Genomic DNA, 14,206 nt, shown 5'->3' with positions numbered 1-14,206 from the left:
GGCATCGACTTCGTGGTGAACGCACCGAGCGCGGGCGACTACCGCCTGTTCCTGGACTTCCAGCACCAGGGCGTGGTCCGCACCGCCGAGTTCACCCTGCGCGTGACGGGCACAAGTCAGGAAGCGAAGGACACCGTGGCACCGGCCCCTGCGCCCGCAGATCACGGCGCCCCGGGTCACGGCCACTGAAAGAACTGTGCCACAGCCAATTTCGAGGGAATAACACCGGCAACGCGCGCCTGGCCCATTCCCTACCACCGACCCAGTCGACCCTCCCCACGACTCGACATGACGGCCCTCAGTCCACCACGCAATTCCGGCGACCGGTCCCGCCACCACTTCGACCGCGCCACCGAATCTGACAACCAGACCGCACTCGGAACCTCACCGAAATGAGAATGGAGCACCCCATGACCGCCGTGACACACCCACCGGGCACCGGCCAGGTAGAACTGGTGATCGGTGGCATGACCTGCGCTTCCTGCGCGAACCGGATCGAGAAGAAGCTCAACAAGCTCGACGGGGTCACCGCCACGGTCAACTACGCGACCGAGAAGGCGCGCGTCGACTTCTCCGGTGACATCTCCCCCGAGGAGCTGATCGCCACCGTCGAGCAGGCCGGCTACACCGCGGCACTCCCCACCCCGAAGCAGCCGGAGCGCACCGAGGAGGCCGCCGCCGCGCCCGATCCGACCGCCTCGCTGCGGACTCGCCTGCTGGTGTCGCTGGTGCTCACCGTCCCGGTGATCGCGATGGCGATGATCCCGGCGCTGCAGTTCACGAACTGGCAGTGGCTCTCGCTGACGCTGGCCGCGCCGGTCGTGGTGTGGGGCGCGCTGCCGTTCCACAAGGCGGCCTGGACCAACCTGAAGCACGGCACCGCCACCATGGACACGCTGGTGTCGATGGGCACGCTGGCCGCCTTCGGCTGGTCGCTGTACGCGCTGTTCTGGGGCGCCGCGGGCACGCCCGGCATGACCCACCCGTTCGAGTTCACCATCGCGCGGATGGACGGCACCGGTTCCATCTACCTGGAGGCCGCCGCGGGCGTCACCACGTTCATCCTGGCCGGACGCTACTTCGAGGCCAGGTCCAAGCGCCGGGCCGGCGCGGCGCTGAAGGCGCTGCTGGAGCTGGGCGCCAAGGACGTCGCGGTGCTGCGCGACGGTGTCGAGACGCGAATCCCGGTGGAGCAGTTGGCCGTCGGTGACGTGTTCGTCGTCCGGCCCGGTGAGAAGATCGCCACCGACGGTGTGGTGACCGAGGGTTCCTCGGCCGTCGACGCCTCCATGCTCACCGGCGAATCGGTGCCGGTGGAGGTCGGCGTTGACGACACCGTCACCGGGGCGACCGTGAACGTCGGCGGGCGGCTCCTGGTGCGCGCCACCAGAATCGGCTCCGACACCCAGCTCGCCCAGATGGCGCAGATGGTCGAGGACGCCCAGACCGGCAAGGCGCAGGCCCAGCGGCTGGCCGACAAGATCTCGGGCATCTTCGTCCCGATCGTCATCGCGCTGGCCGTCGCCACCCTCGGGTTCTGGCTGGGCACCGGCGGTTCCATCGCCGCCGCCTTCACCGCAGGCGTCGCGGTGCTCATCATCGCCTGCCCGTGCGCCCTCGGCCTGGCCACCCCGACCGCGCTGATGGTCGGCACCGGACGCGGCGCGCAGCTCGGCATCCTCATCAAAGGTCCCGAGATGCTGGAATCGACCCGCAAGGTCGACACCATCGTGCTGGACAAGACCGGCACCGTCACCACCGGCAAGATGACCCTGCTCGACGTGCTGCCCGCCGAGGGCGAGGACCGCGGCCGGGTGCTGGAACTGGCCGGGGCGCTGGAACATTCGTCGGAGCACCCGATCGCGCAGGCGATCGCCAAGGGCGCCCAGGACGAGTTCGGCACGCTGCTGCCGGTGGAGGGCTTCGCCAATGTCGAGGGCCTCGGCGTGCAGGGCGTGGTGAACGGGTCCGCGGTGATCGTCGGCCGGGCACGACTGCTGGCCGACTGGTCGCAGCCGCTGCCGGAGCACCTGGAAACCGCGATGGCGGAGGCGGAGGCGGCGGGCAAGACCGCCGTCGCCGTGGGCTGGGACGGTAAGGCGCGCGGCGTGCTCGTGGTCGCCGACGCGGTGAAGCCGACCTCGGCACAGGCCATCGCGCAGTTCCGCGAACTCGGGCTGACACCGATCCTGCTGACCGGCGACAACGCGCGCGCGGCCCGCACCATCGGCGACGAGGTGGGCATCGACGAGGTGATCGCGGAGGTCCTGCCGCAGGACAAGGTCGACACCGTCAAACGGCTGCAGGCAGAGGGCAAGGTCGTCGCCATGGTCGGTGACGGCGTCAACGACGCGGCCGCCCTCGCCCAGGCCGATCTCGGGCTGTCGATGGGCACCGGCACCGATGTCGCCATCGAGGCCAGCGACCTGACCCTGGTCCGCGGCGACCTGCGCGCCGCCGCCGACGCGATCCGGCTGTCCCGGCGCACCCTGGCCACGATCAAGGGCAACCTGTTCTGGGCCTTCGCCTACAACGTGGCCGCGATCCCGCTGGCCATGGCCGGCCTGCTCAACCCGATGCTTGCCGGTGCCGCGATGGCGTTCAGCTCGGTCTTCGTGGTGAGCAACAGCCTGCGCCTGCGACGATTCAAGTCGACCGCGCAGTAACCGATCGTAGGAGTGGGCGGCAGGAGACTGCCGCCCACTCCTACGCAGGGAAAGGACCCTCGACTCATGTCCTCTTCAACGGCGATCGTTCGAATCGCCAGGCACCCCACAGTCAGGACCATCGCGCGATGCGCGGTCGGATGTGTCGCTGCGGCAGCCCGAGTAGCTCTCGAGGCTGGCGCGACGGAGACGCGACACAAGCCGGACTGACCAACGCAGCCGATAGTCCCCCGATATTTCGGCGTGGCACCGTTAGATGTCCCAGTCATTCCGTGTGTCGGAAATCGAGTTACCGCCGGGCGAGCATTCCCTTCATCTGATCGATCTCAGCCTGCTGAGCCGACACCACAGACTGCGCAAGTTGCTTCGCCTGGTCATTGGCCCCCGCGGCGATCTCGGTCTGGGCCATTTCGACCGCTCCCTCATGATGGCTGATCATCATCTCGAGCCACATTCTGTCGAAATCCGGACCAGACATACCCTCCAACGAGGACATCTGCTCCGGAGACATCATTCCCGGCATGTCATGCCCCATCATGCCGTCTCCCGACGGCACCGGCTTCCCGAACCCCTCGAGCAATGTCTGCATTTGCGTCATTTCAGGCTGTTGAGCAGCCTTGATCTTCGCAGCAAGATCTATCACTTCCGTATCCTGCGACCGAGAGGGCACCAGGTCCGACATTTCGATCGCCTGCGCGTGGTGCGAGTACATCATTTGCAAAAACGTCACATCGGCGTCGTTGTAATTGCTGGACGGCGGAGAAGTAGTGGTCACAGAAGTCGCCGAAATCCCGGTGGCGGTCGACGAGAGCGCATCGCCGTTTCCGGCATCGTCGTCACCACACCCCGCCGCCGCAAGCACAACCACAGCGACTACGGGCAGAAGGCATCGAACCATCGTGGAACGCAGAGACATGATGGAACTCCTCAGAGTTGGAAACATGACCTCACGTAGCGCATCGAACGAACACCCAAGGCTAGCCCCGATCAACCATCGCCGGGAATATGCCCGGCGATCATGGGCGATTGCCGGAGTTGGCCCACCTCTGCCTCGCCCGCCGCAGACTCCGCTCATCCCGGTAACCGAGCCGAGTAGCGACGGCTCGCTGGGACAACTCGCTTCCCAGAAGCCGCACCTGTTCAGCCCGAACGGAGTCGACCTCGGTGCGCCAGCTCGTGCCGGCTTCGTCGAGTCTTCGTTGCAGAGTTCTGGGGCTCATCCCCAGTTTGGCGGCAACCACCGGAAGTGTAGGAGACCCCTCCGGCATGATTTCGACAACCAAGGCATGCAGCATGGTGCGCCAGTCACCGACCACCCGTGCGCTGTCCAAGAGCAGTATCACCGAACATCGGTACGACAGCAGGCTCGTTGTACCGCTGTCGAGCTGGCGCACACGCCTTCTCGTAAAGATGCGGCCTGGTTTTGCAGCGCGGGCAGCACTTGCCCCTGGAGCCGGGTTAGTTGCATCATGACTCGCCTTCGGTGTAAGTACGGAAGTCGGGCCCGAACCCAACGAGTAGGGGGTCGGTTCGGAAGCTACCGAGGCCAAGCAGCGGGGTGCGGCTGGCGGATGCGGTGAAGATCTACCTCGCCACGATCACAGTGCCCAACACCCGCCAGACCTACGCGACGGCATTGGATCGCCTCGTCGCGGACTTCGGTGCTGACACCGATGTGGGGTTGTTCGGCCACGAACCGGATCGAGTGAGCGGCTGGTTCACGTTCGTGTGGGGGCCAAGGCGGCCAAGACCTTCAACATCCGGTTGACCGCGCTGGGTTCGGCGTGCGGGTACTGGCGTGAGCAGGGCTGGTTGGCCGGTGATCCGCTGGTCCGGTTGCGGGCCCGGCCCGCGCCCGGCGACACCAGCAAGGCGTTGAGCCGGGATCGGATCACCCAGATCCTGGGATCGGATTCGGCACTGCGGGAACGGGTGTTGTGGCACATGCTCTACGAATCCTCCGCGCGCGCCGAGGAGGTGCTGATGCTCGATGTGCCCGACCTGGATACCGCGAACCGATGCGCGGTGGTGACCCGCAAGGGTGGGGCGCGCGACGTCATCGCGTGGCAGACCGGCACGGCCCGGCTGTTGCCGAGGATGCTGGCCGGGCGCCAGTCAGGTCCAGTGTTCCTTACCGGCCGCAAGGCCCGATCCTCGGTCGCGGTCAACGACATCGACCCGGCCACCGGTCGCTCGCGCCTGTCGTATCGGCGTACGGCCGAGTTGTTCGAAGAACACACCAGCGTGTTCGACAACGGCCCCTACACGCTGCATCAGCTGCGACATTCGCGGCTGACCCATGCCGCGGAGGACGGTGCGTCGACGCCGGTGTTGATGAAGTTGTCCGGGCATACATCGGGCGCAGCCTGGTGAAGTGCGCGCGGGTTTCGGATGACGCACTTCGTCGCTTCCAGGCTGACAGCGACCCGGCGACCCGACGCCGCCGAGGTCGCTGATCATGTGCGGCCGGTCCGGCGGTCCTTATTTCTTGCCGGGGCGCCACCCGAATGTGCGGGGTTCAGGTTCGGGGTGTCCGGGGCACCACTGTTCGGGTGCGACACCGGCCCGGACATGGTCGATGTGAGATCCGCAGCCGGACCAGGTGGTTTTGCCGCAGGTGCGGCATCGGACCGGTGAGCACATCAGTGGGCCGCCTCGGTGGTGGTCTCGATGCGCGGGGGGCCTTGGTAGGGGCGGTGCAGGGCGGCGAATCCGGGGGTGGTCGCGGCGGTGACGAGCGCGTCGAGCAAGACCGGACCGTGTTGCGCGGTGGGGCTTTCGGTCAGGACGGGGCCGTTGAAGCCGAGGCCGTCGATGACGATGATCGGGCTGCCTGCGCTGCCGCCGAGCGCGTTCTGGCTGGCCTCGTGCGAGCGGGTGACGGCATTGTCGAAACTGGGGTCGTCCAGGTGCTGGGCCAGGTCCGGGTCCAGGCCGGCGGCGGTGAGTGATGCGGTGAGGGCCGCGGGTCCGAGATCCTCACCGTGTACGTGCAGCCGGGTTCCGATGTGCTCGTACAGGCGTGCGAACGCCTCGGGTCCGCCGGTATTGGTGGCGGCGGCGAACACTCGTCCCAGATGGCGTGAGCGCTCGATCATCGGTTTGTGGTCGGCGTCGACGTCTTTGCCTTCGTTGAGGACCGCCAGGCTCATCTGCTGCAGCCGCACCGTGTGCGGGCTGTCGGTGGCGGCGGCGAGCAGCCAGCGGGAGGTGACCCAGGCGAACGGGCATACCGGATCGAGATACAGGTCGATGTCGGCCATCGAGAGCCTCCTTCGGGTGGTGGCGCGACGGACACGAAGTCTGCGCACCCGCCGCCGTGATGAGAGTGGTGCGATCAGTGGCTGGCACTGGGCTTTCCGTGCAGGTCCACCAGCGCGATTCCGGCGGTGATGCGGGCCCCGCGCCCGGCGGCGCTTTGCATGAACTCGACGATGCCTATGAGGGTGAACTCCTTTGCCTCAGGGATCAGGGGTTGCGTCCAACGATACCCCTAGGGGTATGGTCGGTATCAACATTCACCATACCCCTAGGGGTATTGAAGGAGGGTCGAATGACCGAGACGAAACTCGATACCGCCCCCGCTGATCCACCCCAGCACGGCTCCGCAGCGGGCCCACTGGGCCGGTGGGGCGCGTACATGGCCGCGCACACCAAAGCCGTAATCGGGGTGTGGCTGCTCGTGCTGATCGCGCTCGGGGCCGCCGCGCCGAGCGTGTTCACCTCCCTGGCTGGCGCGGGATGGCAGGCCAACGGCTCGGAATCAGTACGCGCCCGGGAACTGGCCCAGCAGCACTTCGGCGGCAATTCCTCGGCCGCGGTGCAGGTGGTGATCCATTCCGACACCGCCACGATCGGCGATCCGGCGATGACACGGGCGGTCGAGCAGGTCACCGCGGTGTTCGCGGGTGACGAGCGGATCGCGGCGGTGATCGCCCCGCAGCCGGGGTTCACGATCAGCCCCGACTCACACACCGGCATCGTGATCGCGGGCGCGAACGCTTCCACCGACGACATGGTCAAGGCCGTCGACGAGCACAAGAACGCGCTGACCGGTCTGTCCGGGGACGGGATCGAGGTGTATCCGACCGGAGCCTCGGCGTTGTGGAGCGATTTCAACGTCGCCAACCACGACGCGATGATCAAAGCCGAGCTGTACTCGTGGCCGGTCACGTTGGCGATCATGGTGCTCGGGTTCGGGTCCTTGGTCGCGGCCGGGCTGCCGTTGCTGTTGACCTTGGCGGGTCTGGTCGCCTCCGCCGGTGGGCTGGTGTTGCTGAACCAGATCACCCCGATCTCGGTGTGGGCGATGAACTTCGCCATGATGTTCGCCCTGGCCCTGGGGATCGACTACGCGTTGTTCCTGGTGGCCCGCTTCCGCGACGCGCTGGCCCGCACCGGCGATCCCCGCGCCGCGGTCGCCGAGACCATGGACACCGCCGGCAAGGCGGTCCTGATCTCGGGATTGACGGTGCTGGTGAGCTTGTCGGCGGTGCTGATCGTGCCCGCCCCCGCGGTGCGGACCATGGCGGTCGGGATCATGCTCGCGGTGGTGTTCGTGCTGGCCGCAACCCTGACCCTGTTGCCCGCCGCGCTCGGCGCGCTCGGCGGCAAGGTCAACGCCGCCGCGTTGCCGTACGCGCGCCGCCAGCAGCACCGCTCCCCGGTATTCGCGCGCTGGGGCCAGATCCTGCACAAGTACCCGTGGCCGTTGGCCGCGGTGGCGCTGGCCATCCTGATCGGGCTGGCGGCACCGATGTTCGGGCTCAAGACCGCGATGCCCTCGATCGCGGTGGTGCCTGCCGATGCACCCGTGCGCCAAGGCTATGAACTGATCGCCCAGGAGTTCGGTCCCGGAGCCCCGGGCATGCTCTCGATCATCGCTCCCGCCGCCGATGCCCAAGCCACCGCGACCATCGCGCGGACCAGCGACGGCATCGTCATGCTCACCCCGCCCCAGCCCGCCGCCGACGGCTCCGGCCTGGTGATGATGCAGGCGATGCCCGCGGTAGATCCGTCCGCACCGCAGATGGCGCAGATCCTGGACCGCCTGCGCGCCGATCTGCCCGAACAGGCGGTGGTCGGCGGCGCGGCGGCGGAGAACCTCGACCTGCAACAAGCCCTGAACGACTATCTGCCCATCGTGGTCGCGATCATTCTGATCCTGGGGTTCGCGCTGTTGCTGATCGCGTTGCAGGCCCCGCTGATCGCGGCCCTGGGCACCCTGGTCAGCTTGCTCTCGACCGCGGCCGCGTTCGGGGTGGCCAAACTGATCTTCCAGGACGGGCACGGCGCCGGGCTGCTCGGTTTCACCCCGCAAGGGTTCCTGGACGGGTGGGGGCCGGTGTTCTTCTTCGCGATGATCTTCGCCATCGCGATGGACTACACGGTGTTCCTGTTGGCCACTGCGAAGGAACACTACGAACGCACCGGCGACCCGCATGCCGCGCTCCTGGACGGTTTGGCCCATTCGGGGCGGGTCATCTTCGCCGCGGCGGCAGTGATGGTGGCGGTGTTCTTCACCTTCGCTCTGGCCGACCCGCTGCCCCCGAAGGAGATGGGCATCATCCTGGGCGTCGCTGTGCTGCTCGACGCGCTGCTGGTGCGCTTGGTATTGCTCCCGGTCATTCTGCGCCTGAGCGGGCACGCTGCGTGGTGGAGCCCGGCGTGGTTGCGCCGGGTCCTGCCCACCATCAGCTTCGCCCACCACTGAGCCTTGTGACACCCCTTCTCGGATCCTCACCTCAGATACCCCATGGGGTATATTGGGGCGAGTATCCGAGAAGGGAAAACATCGATGATCGCCAACGACGACGCTATGGCGCAGGTGCTCAACCGGTTGCGCCGCGCGCAAGGCCAACTCGCCGGGGTGATCGCCATGATCGAGGCCGGGCGCGACTGCAAGGACGTGGTCACCCAACTCGCGGCGGTCTCCAAAGCTCTTGACCGCGCCGGATTCAAGATCGTCGCCACCGGACTGCGTGAATGCCTCACCGAAACCCCCGACGGCGAACGCGCGCCGATGAGCGTCGAGGAACTGGAAAAGCTTTTCCTCGCCCTGGCCTGACCCCACGCGCCCCGGGGTCCGGCACACACCGAAAGGACTCCCGCCGATGGCACTGCCACCGCGCCCGCACCGATGGACCATCCCCCGCCTCGTACCGGCCCTGGCCGGAACCCTGGTCCTGCTCAGCGCACTACTGAGTGTGGCCCTCTCACCCTGGTGGCTGATCCTGACCACCCTGGTCGGGGCGAACCTGCTGCTCTACAGCGCGATGGGCTGGTGCCCGGCCACTCTGGTGATGCGCCGACTCGGCCTCACCGACACGACCTGCCCAACCCCAACCGCCTGACCACTCTTCTCGGATCGGAGCACACGATGGACCTGGCCCTCTCGACCACCCTGCACACCACCTTCGACGACGCGATCGAACGCACCCGAACCGCGTTGGCCGAGCAAGGATTCGGCATCCTCACCGAGATCGACATGCAAGCCACCCTCAAAGCCAAACTCGGCCACGACATGGAGGACTACCGCATCCTCGGCGCCTGCAACCCGACCCTGGCCCACCAAGCGGTCGAAATCAACCGCCAGATCGGGCTACTGCTGCCCTGCAACGTCGTGGTCCGCCGCGACCGGACCGACCCCGACACCATCATCATCGAAGCCATGAACCCCCAACTGATGGTCCAGGTCACCGACCAGCCCGCCCTCGACCCGATCGCCGACGAGGCCACCACCCTCCTTCGCGCGGCACTGGCCGCACTGGAGTCCACCCAGCCCTGACACCACGATCAAACTCGCCATGAAAGACGCGGACATATCCGCCCCCCGCCGCGGCCGGTCGTTCATTCGCCGTCGGGGCAGTCCGGATCGCGCGGTGGACGGTGTCGTCCACCCAGGTCGGGTAAGTGGACGCTGTAGTGGCCGTCGATGCCGATGTGAGAGCGGATAAACGGAGAGCCGAGCGGCGTCGGAATCGAGAACCGGATAGTCCTGGGCGCGTAGCTCGTTCATCGCACGATCCATGTAGACGGTGTTCCACAGCACCACGCAGTTCAGGACCAGGCCCAGGGCTTCGAGCTGATCTTCCATACCGTTGTAGTAGGTGCGCGTCATTTCACCCCTGCGGCCGTGGAAGATTCGCCGGGCCAAGTCATGGCGGCCCTCGGTGAGGTCGGCTTGGGCCTTGATCTCGCGGCGATAGGGCTCATCGTCGGCCAGGCGCAACACATGCAGGGATTTGAAGATCCTCCCGAAATGCGCCACCGCGTGCCCGAGCGAGCTGGGTTGCCCGTCACGGGAGATCATGCGGGTGACCTCGTGAGCGCTGACTTCGCCGGTGTGAATCGAGACAGCGATCCGGCACATGTCCTCCCAATGCCGCTCGATCCGGTCGAGGTCGATGCGCCCGCGGGCGGCCTTGTCCAAGGGGCCGTAACCCGCGCTCGGGTAGATGCGCCACAGCCGTTGATCGGGCAGGTTCGCCAGCTGCGGGCGGTATTGGCGTCCAAGCAGGTGCAGCAGCCCGAACACGATGTCGCTGTAGGAGCCGGTGTCGGTGATGATCGCCTCGGGCACCACCCCGCCCTGCTGGCGCAACACCACATCCACGGCGTGCAGCGAATCGCGCGGGGTGCCCGAAAGAACTTGCGCGGCCAGGCCGGCGGCCTGGTCGTTGATCATGTTCAGCCAGGTGATGCCGCGTTTGCGGCCGAAGTACTTGGCGTTGGGGCGAGCGTGGATGGTGCGCACCGGCACCACGAACCGCAACCCGTCCACACTCGCGACCAGCCCACCCCCCACACCTGAGCCAGCGGAATCCGGGCCTGAGCCTCGATCAGGGCGACATTCGCCGCAGCGAGGGTATCGAACGCAGATAGGACTGATCGATAGGAACGGGCGCACCGTGGCGAATCGCCCAGCCAACTCCTCCGCGCGCTGGGAGTCGAGTTCGGCGTCACCGACCGGGACGAGTTCGGTAATGATCGCGACCGCAGAACGTAGTTCGGCACCGGAGACCTTCTCCTCGATCAGGTCCCACACCACCGACAGCTCGACCTGTTGGTTGATCTCCACCATCTCCAGCAGCACCGCCACCGCCTCGGCCAAACGCCCGGCGTTGCGCGAGACTCGCGGGTAACGGCGCAGCTTCTCATCCTTGGATTCACGTTCGGCCCTGGACAACAGCTCGGTGGTCATCAGCAGGTCGAACAACTCGAGCACGTCATCGGTGGCACGCGAACCCAGCACCGACACTGTCGCGACCAGCACCGCGAGCCGATGCTCGCGGCTCATCCGCCGCAACCCCGTCGCCTTGCCCGCCAAGCCGTGCTGGGCCAAACCCAGCAGCCGCCGCGGCGGCACCGCCGAAACATCCACTCGCACCGACCCCGCTGCCGCGAGTTCACCAACCCGCTCCAGGGCAGTGAGCATCCCCTTCGAGGACGGGCGAAACACGCCCCTGCGCAACCGATCCAGCTCGCTGACCCGCTGCCTGGTCCCGGTCGGCACCTCCAGCAACGCCAGCAGCGCCGAGGCCTCCGCCGCGGGGAGCTGCCCTGAACTGGGTGCGCAGCCGATTCTCGGCGGCCTCGCGGCCGGTAGCGACCAGTTTCTCCAACGTCGTCACCCCCGGCAGCAGCACGCGGCGAGACCGACACCACGCCACCGCGCCGCCGAAGATCGCTTTAGGGCCGTCCCCGGTGATCCAGGCTTGATCGGCGATCCAGGCCGTGAGTTCGGGTTCAGCGGCGGCGAAAGCGACAAGGCCGTACTCGGCGACGATCTCGGCCTGGTGCTCGAAACGGGTGGGGCGGCGAACCATGTACTCGTCCAAGCAGCCTGGACTGTCGATGTCGAGCTGTTCGGCGAGGTAGGCCACGAGCTCGGCCGGAATCGCGACCGGGTCGGGCAGGAACATTCCCAGGTAGCGCACCGTCACCACCTGCACGGCGAACCCGAGCCGGTTGTAGTCGCGGCGCCGCGCCGCGATCAACCTGCGGTCCTCGTCATCGAGATAGCAGAACCGTTCGAGCTCCACACGCGGCAACACACCGAACGCCCGTAGCCGGGCAAAACCTCATCAGTCACGCCGACATGAAATCACCAGCACAGCAACACGATTCACCCCGTCTGCTTAGCGTGACTTTCCTCCCGGGAGCTCCTCAACCCCCGAGTAGACCGGCACCGACTCGCCCGGGACGTTGAACCAATTGGCAGGCACAGCTGACCAGTCGAGGCCCGGACTCCGATGTGCTGATCGGGCGTGCAGCGGTGTGCAGTGGTCCGTTGGCAGCGTCGAGGATGTAGCGCAGCACGGCAGCCGGGTCGATCACAGTGCTGACTTCGGGTGTCATCCTGCTTCGACTGGCCTGCGGCTGTTCAAGCGGCGCCCTTGCCTCTTGATCCGTTCGGCAGGTCGTCCACGGCGCTGCTCGGACCTTGCGCGGCTGGATGCATCCGTTCCGTGAGCGTTGGCGGACAGGTTCGTTTCACCTCGGAAACTGAAAGCCTTTGTACGCTAACAGTTTTCAATCCGGTGTGCCGATACGTGAGTCGGCGCTAAGACATTCTAGTGGCGAAAACTCGTCTTTTGAGGTTTCATGAAAGGGGAAGAGTCGCTGATCGGGCCTACTTGAGGCTTGACGATGCACAACAATCAACAGCAAGACTCTTTCGATTCCGCCCGCCGCCCGTCTTGTGCGGGCTACCCACCTGAGACCCCGAAGCGGTCCCGGCTGCACCACGCCATTCCGATCGGACAGGCACGAGGTGCGATCCAATGACCGGCGAAGAGGTCTGGCTGACCACCGACGAAGTCGCCGCGAGACTGAAGATTCCGCCAAAGACATTGGCTACGTGGGCATCTGCCAACCGCGGACCACGATTCGCCAAGATCGGTCGGTACCGCCGCTACCTACTACGTGATGTCCAGCGATGGGAGCAGGCGCAGCTCGACGCTAGCCGGCCCGAGCCGCCGCCCGCCGTCGGCCACTGACTGCGCGGACCACCGTTCGACCACTCCCGGTTGCGCCTGTCCGTGGGTGACGCATGCCCAGTCGGTGTCGCTGCCACGGGACATCGGTCAGCCCTCGCCTTGTCCCACGCCTCAGAAAGGAGGTCTTGTTACCGATGCCCCGCCACGCCCTGCCGATCGGTACATACGGCAAGATCAGCTCCAAGCGGCAAGCCAATGGCAGCTGGCGGTCAGCGACCCGCTACCGCGACGAGGACGGGACAACTCGTCTCGTGCACCGTTTCGGCTCAACGAAAGGCCTCGCCGAGGACGCGCTTCGCCGCGCACTGGCAGAGCGCACCGGAGCGCGCGGCACGCTGATCACCCGCGAAACGAAGCTCAGCGAACTCGCCGACCTCTGGCTCGCAGAGAAGGCACTTCAAGAGGGCGTGACGCCGCAGACCCTGGATCTCTACCGTCGAGAGATCAATGTCTCGACCGATAAACGCGCCAAACCCGACGCCATCAAGATCAAATCGGCGCTCGGTGGCCTGCGTATCTGGGAAGCCTCGACCTCGCGCTTGGACGCCCATATCAAGCGCATCGCGCTCAACGGCCACCGCGAGAAGGCGCGTCGGCAGCGAGTCATCCTCTCAGAAATGATGGGGATGGCAGTCCGGCACGCCGCGATCGACCGCAACCCCGTCCGCGAAGTCGCCGACCTGCCGCGCAAACACACCAAACCCCGTTCCGCCGACATGGCGACCCTGGCTCAATTGCGGGCGCAACTCACCGACTGGGTCAATGGCGCTCCACTCGACGGATCAGCGGGCTATACGTACGGCCCCAAGCGCAATCAAAGAGTCCTCGATGTCGTCGACGTCGAACTCGGAACCGGTCCACGTCCAGGGGAGACCCTGGCGCTCCGCTGGTCCGACGTCGACCTTGACTCACAGCCCCCGCGAATCACTTTCGCTGGCACTATCGTTCGTCTCAAAGGCAAGGGTCTGATCCGCCAACCGCGTACCAAGACCGACTCAGGCTATAGGACCGTCTTGATCCCGCCCTTCGTCGTCGACACCCTGCGCCGTGTACGAGCCGAAGCAGTTCCCAACGATCTCGACTTGGTGTTTCCCAACCGCGACGGTGGCATCTGGGACCCGCACAACTTCAACCGCTTGTGGAAGCAGGCCCGAGGTGAGAAGTTCGCCTGGATCACCGCCAAGACCTTCCGTAAGACTGTTGCCACGATGATCGCGGCCGCACACAGCCCCGAGGACGCGGCCCGCCAGCTCGGCCACTCAGGCGACGCGGTGACCCGCCGCCACTACATCGATCAACCGACTCAGGCACCCGACTTCACGGAGACTTTGGAGCAGCTGAAACGCTGAAAGTGTGACGTTTCCGTGTCATGATGACCCCGAAAAGCAGAAAACCAGGGTCAAACGATGACGTTTGCCCTGGTAGGTGCTCCCCCATCTGGACTCGAACCAGAAACCTGCCGATTAACAGTCGGCTGCTCTGCCAATTGAGCTATAGGGGAATATCCTGAGCTGTTGGGCTCGGGTCAGCTTGGCTGGC

General features: G+C 66.2%; 12 protein-coding genes, 1 tRNA gene and 2 pseudogenes. 9 read left to right on the top strand and 6 right to left on the bottom strand.

The window, feature by feature from the left end; translation table 11 throughout:
• Together AB0I19_RS18190 and AB0I19_RS18185 are read left to right on the top strand one after the other, a co-directional pair.
• Positions 1–189: pseudogene (locus AB0I19_RS18190) on the top strand (hypothetical protein); the annotation flags it as partial.
• A gap of 221 nt (positions 190–410) precedes the next feature.
• Positions 411–2,666 carry a heavy metal translocating P-type ATPase gene (locus tag AB0I19_RS18185; protein WP_357150136.1) on the top strand — a complete coding sequence of 752 codons (2,256 nt, stop codon included), beginning with the start codon at positions 411–413 and terminating at the stop codon, positions 2,664–2,666.
• A gap of 289 nt (positions 2,667–2,955) precedes the next feature.
• Here AB0I19_RS18185 and AB0I19_RS18180 read toward each other — a convergent pair whose 3' ends face one another.
• Entirely contained in the window at positions 2,956–3,582 is a 627-nt protein-coding gene (locus AB0I19_RS18180; protein WP_357150133.1) for a DUF305 domain-containing protein, read from the bottom strand.
• A 100-nt stretch (positions 3,583–3,682) separates the two neighbouring features.
• Positions 3,683–3,934: a helix-turn-helix domain-containing protein gene (locus AB0I19_RS18175; RefSeq protein WP_357150177.1), complete on the bottom strand. Its 252-nt coding sequence runs from the start codon at positions 3,932–3,934 to the stop codon at positions 3,683–3,685.
• 460 nt (positions 3,935–4,394) lie between these two features.
• Here AB0I19_RS18175 and AB0I19_RS18170 point away from each other — a divergent pair, with 460 nt between their 5' ends.
• Positions 4,395–5,039, top strand: a complete 645-nt coding sequence (locus AB0I19_RS18170; protein WP_357150130.1) for a site-specific integrase — start codon at positions 4,395–4,397, stop codon at positions 5,037–5,039.
• A gap of 269 nt (positions 5,040–5,308) precedes the next feature.
• Here the strand turns inward: AB0I19_RS18170 and AB0I19_RS18165 are convergent, their stop codons facing one another.
• The gene (locus tag AB0I19_RS18165; protein ID WP_357150127.1) at positions 5,309–5,929 is read right to left on the bottom strand and encodes a disulfide bond formation protein DsbA; all 621 of its coding nucleotides are present in this window, start codon (positions 5,927–5,929) and stop codon (positions 5,309–5,311) included.
• A gap of 290 nt (positions 5,930–6,219) precedes the next feature.
• Between AB0I19_RS18165 and AB0I19_RS18160 the strand changes: the two genes are divergently transcribed.
• From AB0I19_RS18160 to AB0I19_RS18145, 4 genes are all read left to right on the top strand, one after another.
• Entirely contained in the window at positions 6,220–8,379 is a 2,160-nt protein-coding gene (locus tag AB0I19_RS18160; RefSeq protein ID WP_357150124.1) for an MMPL family transporter, read from the top strand.
• A gap of 84 nt (positions 8,380–8,463) precedes the next feature.
• On the top strand, positions 8,464–8,733 hold the full coding sequence (locus AB0I19_RS18155; protein ID WP_357150121.1) for a metal-sensitive transcriptional regulator: 270 nt from the start codon (positions 8,464–8,466) through the stop codon (positions 8,731–8,733).
• 46 nt (positions 8,734–8,779) lie between these two features.
• On the top strand, positions 8,780–9,019 hold the full coding sequence (locus AB0I19_RS18150; RefSeq protein ID WP_357150118.1) for a YgaP-like transmembrane domain: 240 nt from the start codon (positions 8,780–8,782) through the stop codon (positions 9,017–9,019).
• Positions 9,020–9,045: 26 nt separating this feature from the next.
• Entirely contained in the window at positions 9,046–9,453 is a 408-nt protein-coding gene (locus AB0I19_RS18145; protein WP_357150115.1) for a DUF302 domain-containing protein, read from the top strand.
• 213 nt (positions 9,454–9,666) lie between these two features.
• On the opposite strand, the pseudogene AB0I19_RS18140 reads toward AB0I19_RS18145, so the two are convergent.
• Both AB0I19_RS18140 and AB0I19_RS18135 read right to left on the bottom strand, forming a co-directional pair.
• Positions 9,667–10,749: pseudogene (locus AB0I19_RS18140) on the bottom strand (Tn3 family transposase); the annotation flags it as partial.
• Between the two features lie 325 nt (positions 10,750–11,074).
• Positions 11,075–11,710, bottom strand: a complete 636-nt coding sequence (locus tag AB0I19_RS18135) for a DUF4158 domain-containing protein (RefSeq protein WP_357150112.1) — start codon at positions 11,708–11,710, stop codon at positions 11,075–11,077.
• Positions 11,711–12,451: 741 nt separating this feature from the next.
• Here AB0I19_RS18135 and AB0I19_RS18130 point away from each other — a divergent pair.
• Together AB0I19_RS18130 and AB0I19_RS18125 are read left to right on the top strand one after the other, a co-directional pair.
• Entirely contained in the window at positions 12,452–12,667 is a 216-nt protein-coding gene (locus tag AB0I19_RS18130) for a helix-turn-helix domain-containing protein (RefSeq protein WP_357150109.1), read from the top strand.
• 134 nt (positions 12,668–12,801) lie between these two features.
• Positions 12,802–14,016, top strand: a complete 1,215-nt coding sequence (locus AB0I19_RS18125; RefSeq protein WP_357150106.1) for a site-specific integrase — start codon at positions 12,802–12,804, stop codon at positions 14,014–14,016.
• A 79-nt stretch (positions 14,017–14,095) separates the two neighbouring features.
• Here AB0I19_RS18125 and AB0I19_RS18120 read toward each other — a convergent pair.
• Positions 14,096–14,168, bottom strand: a tRNA-Asn gene (locus AB0I19_RS18120).
• Between the last annotated feature and the right edge of the window lie 38 nt (positions 14,169–14,206).

The sequence above is a fragment of the Nocardia sp. NPDC050413 genome, from assembly GCF_040655475.1.
Classification (GTDB): domain Bacteria; phylum Actinomycetota; class Actinomycetes; order Mycobacteriales; family Mycobacteriaceae; genus Nocardia; species Nocardia coubleae.
This window is presented reverse-complemented; position numbering and strand designations above follow the sequence as displayed.

Coding starts and splice junctions, on each gene's coding strand:
- AB0I19_RS18180 (WP_357150133.1), bottom strand. CDS start 3,582: ATGTCTCTGCGTTCCACGATGGTTCGATGCCTTCTGCCCGTAGTCGCT.
- AB0I19_RS18150 (WP_357150118.1), top strand. CDS start 8,780: ATGGCACTGCCACCGCGCCCGCACCGATGGACCATCCCCCGCCTCGTA.
- AB0I19_RS18130 (WP_357150109.1), top strand. CDS start 12,452: ATGACCGGCGAAGAGGTCTGGCTGACCACCGACGAAGTCGCCGCGAGA.
- AB0I19_RS18155 (WP_357150121.1), top strand. CDS start 8,464: ATGATCGCCAACGACGACGCTATGGCGCAGGTGCTCAACCGGTTGCGC.
- AB0I19_RS18125 (WP_357150106.1), top strand. CDS start 12,802: ATGCCCCGCCACGCCCTGCCGATCGGTACATACGGCAAGATCAGCTCC.
- AB0I19_RS18185 (WP_357150136.1), top strand. CDS start 411: ATGACCGCCGTGACACACCCACCGGGCACCGGCCAGGTAGAACTGGTG.
- AB0I19_RS18160 (WP_357150124.1), top strand. CDS start 6,220: ATGACCGAGACGAAACTCGATACCGCCCCCGCTGATCCACCCCAGCAC.
- AB0I19_RS18165 (WP_357150127.1), bottom strand. CDS start 5,929: ATGGCCGACATCGACCTGTATCTCGATCCGGTATGCCCGTTCGCCTGG.
- AB0I19_RS18145 (WP_357150115.1), top strand. CDS start 9,046: ATGGACCTGGCCCTCTCGACCACCCTGCACACCACCTTCGACGACGCG.
- AB0I19_RS18175 (WP_357150177.1), bottom strand. CDS start 3,934: ATGCCGGAGGGGTCTCCTACACTTCCGGTGGTTGCCGCCAAACTGGGG.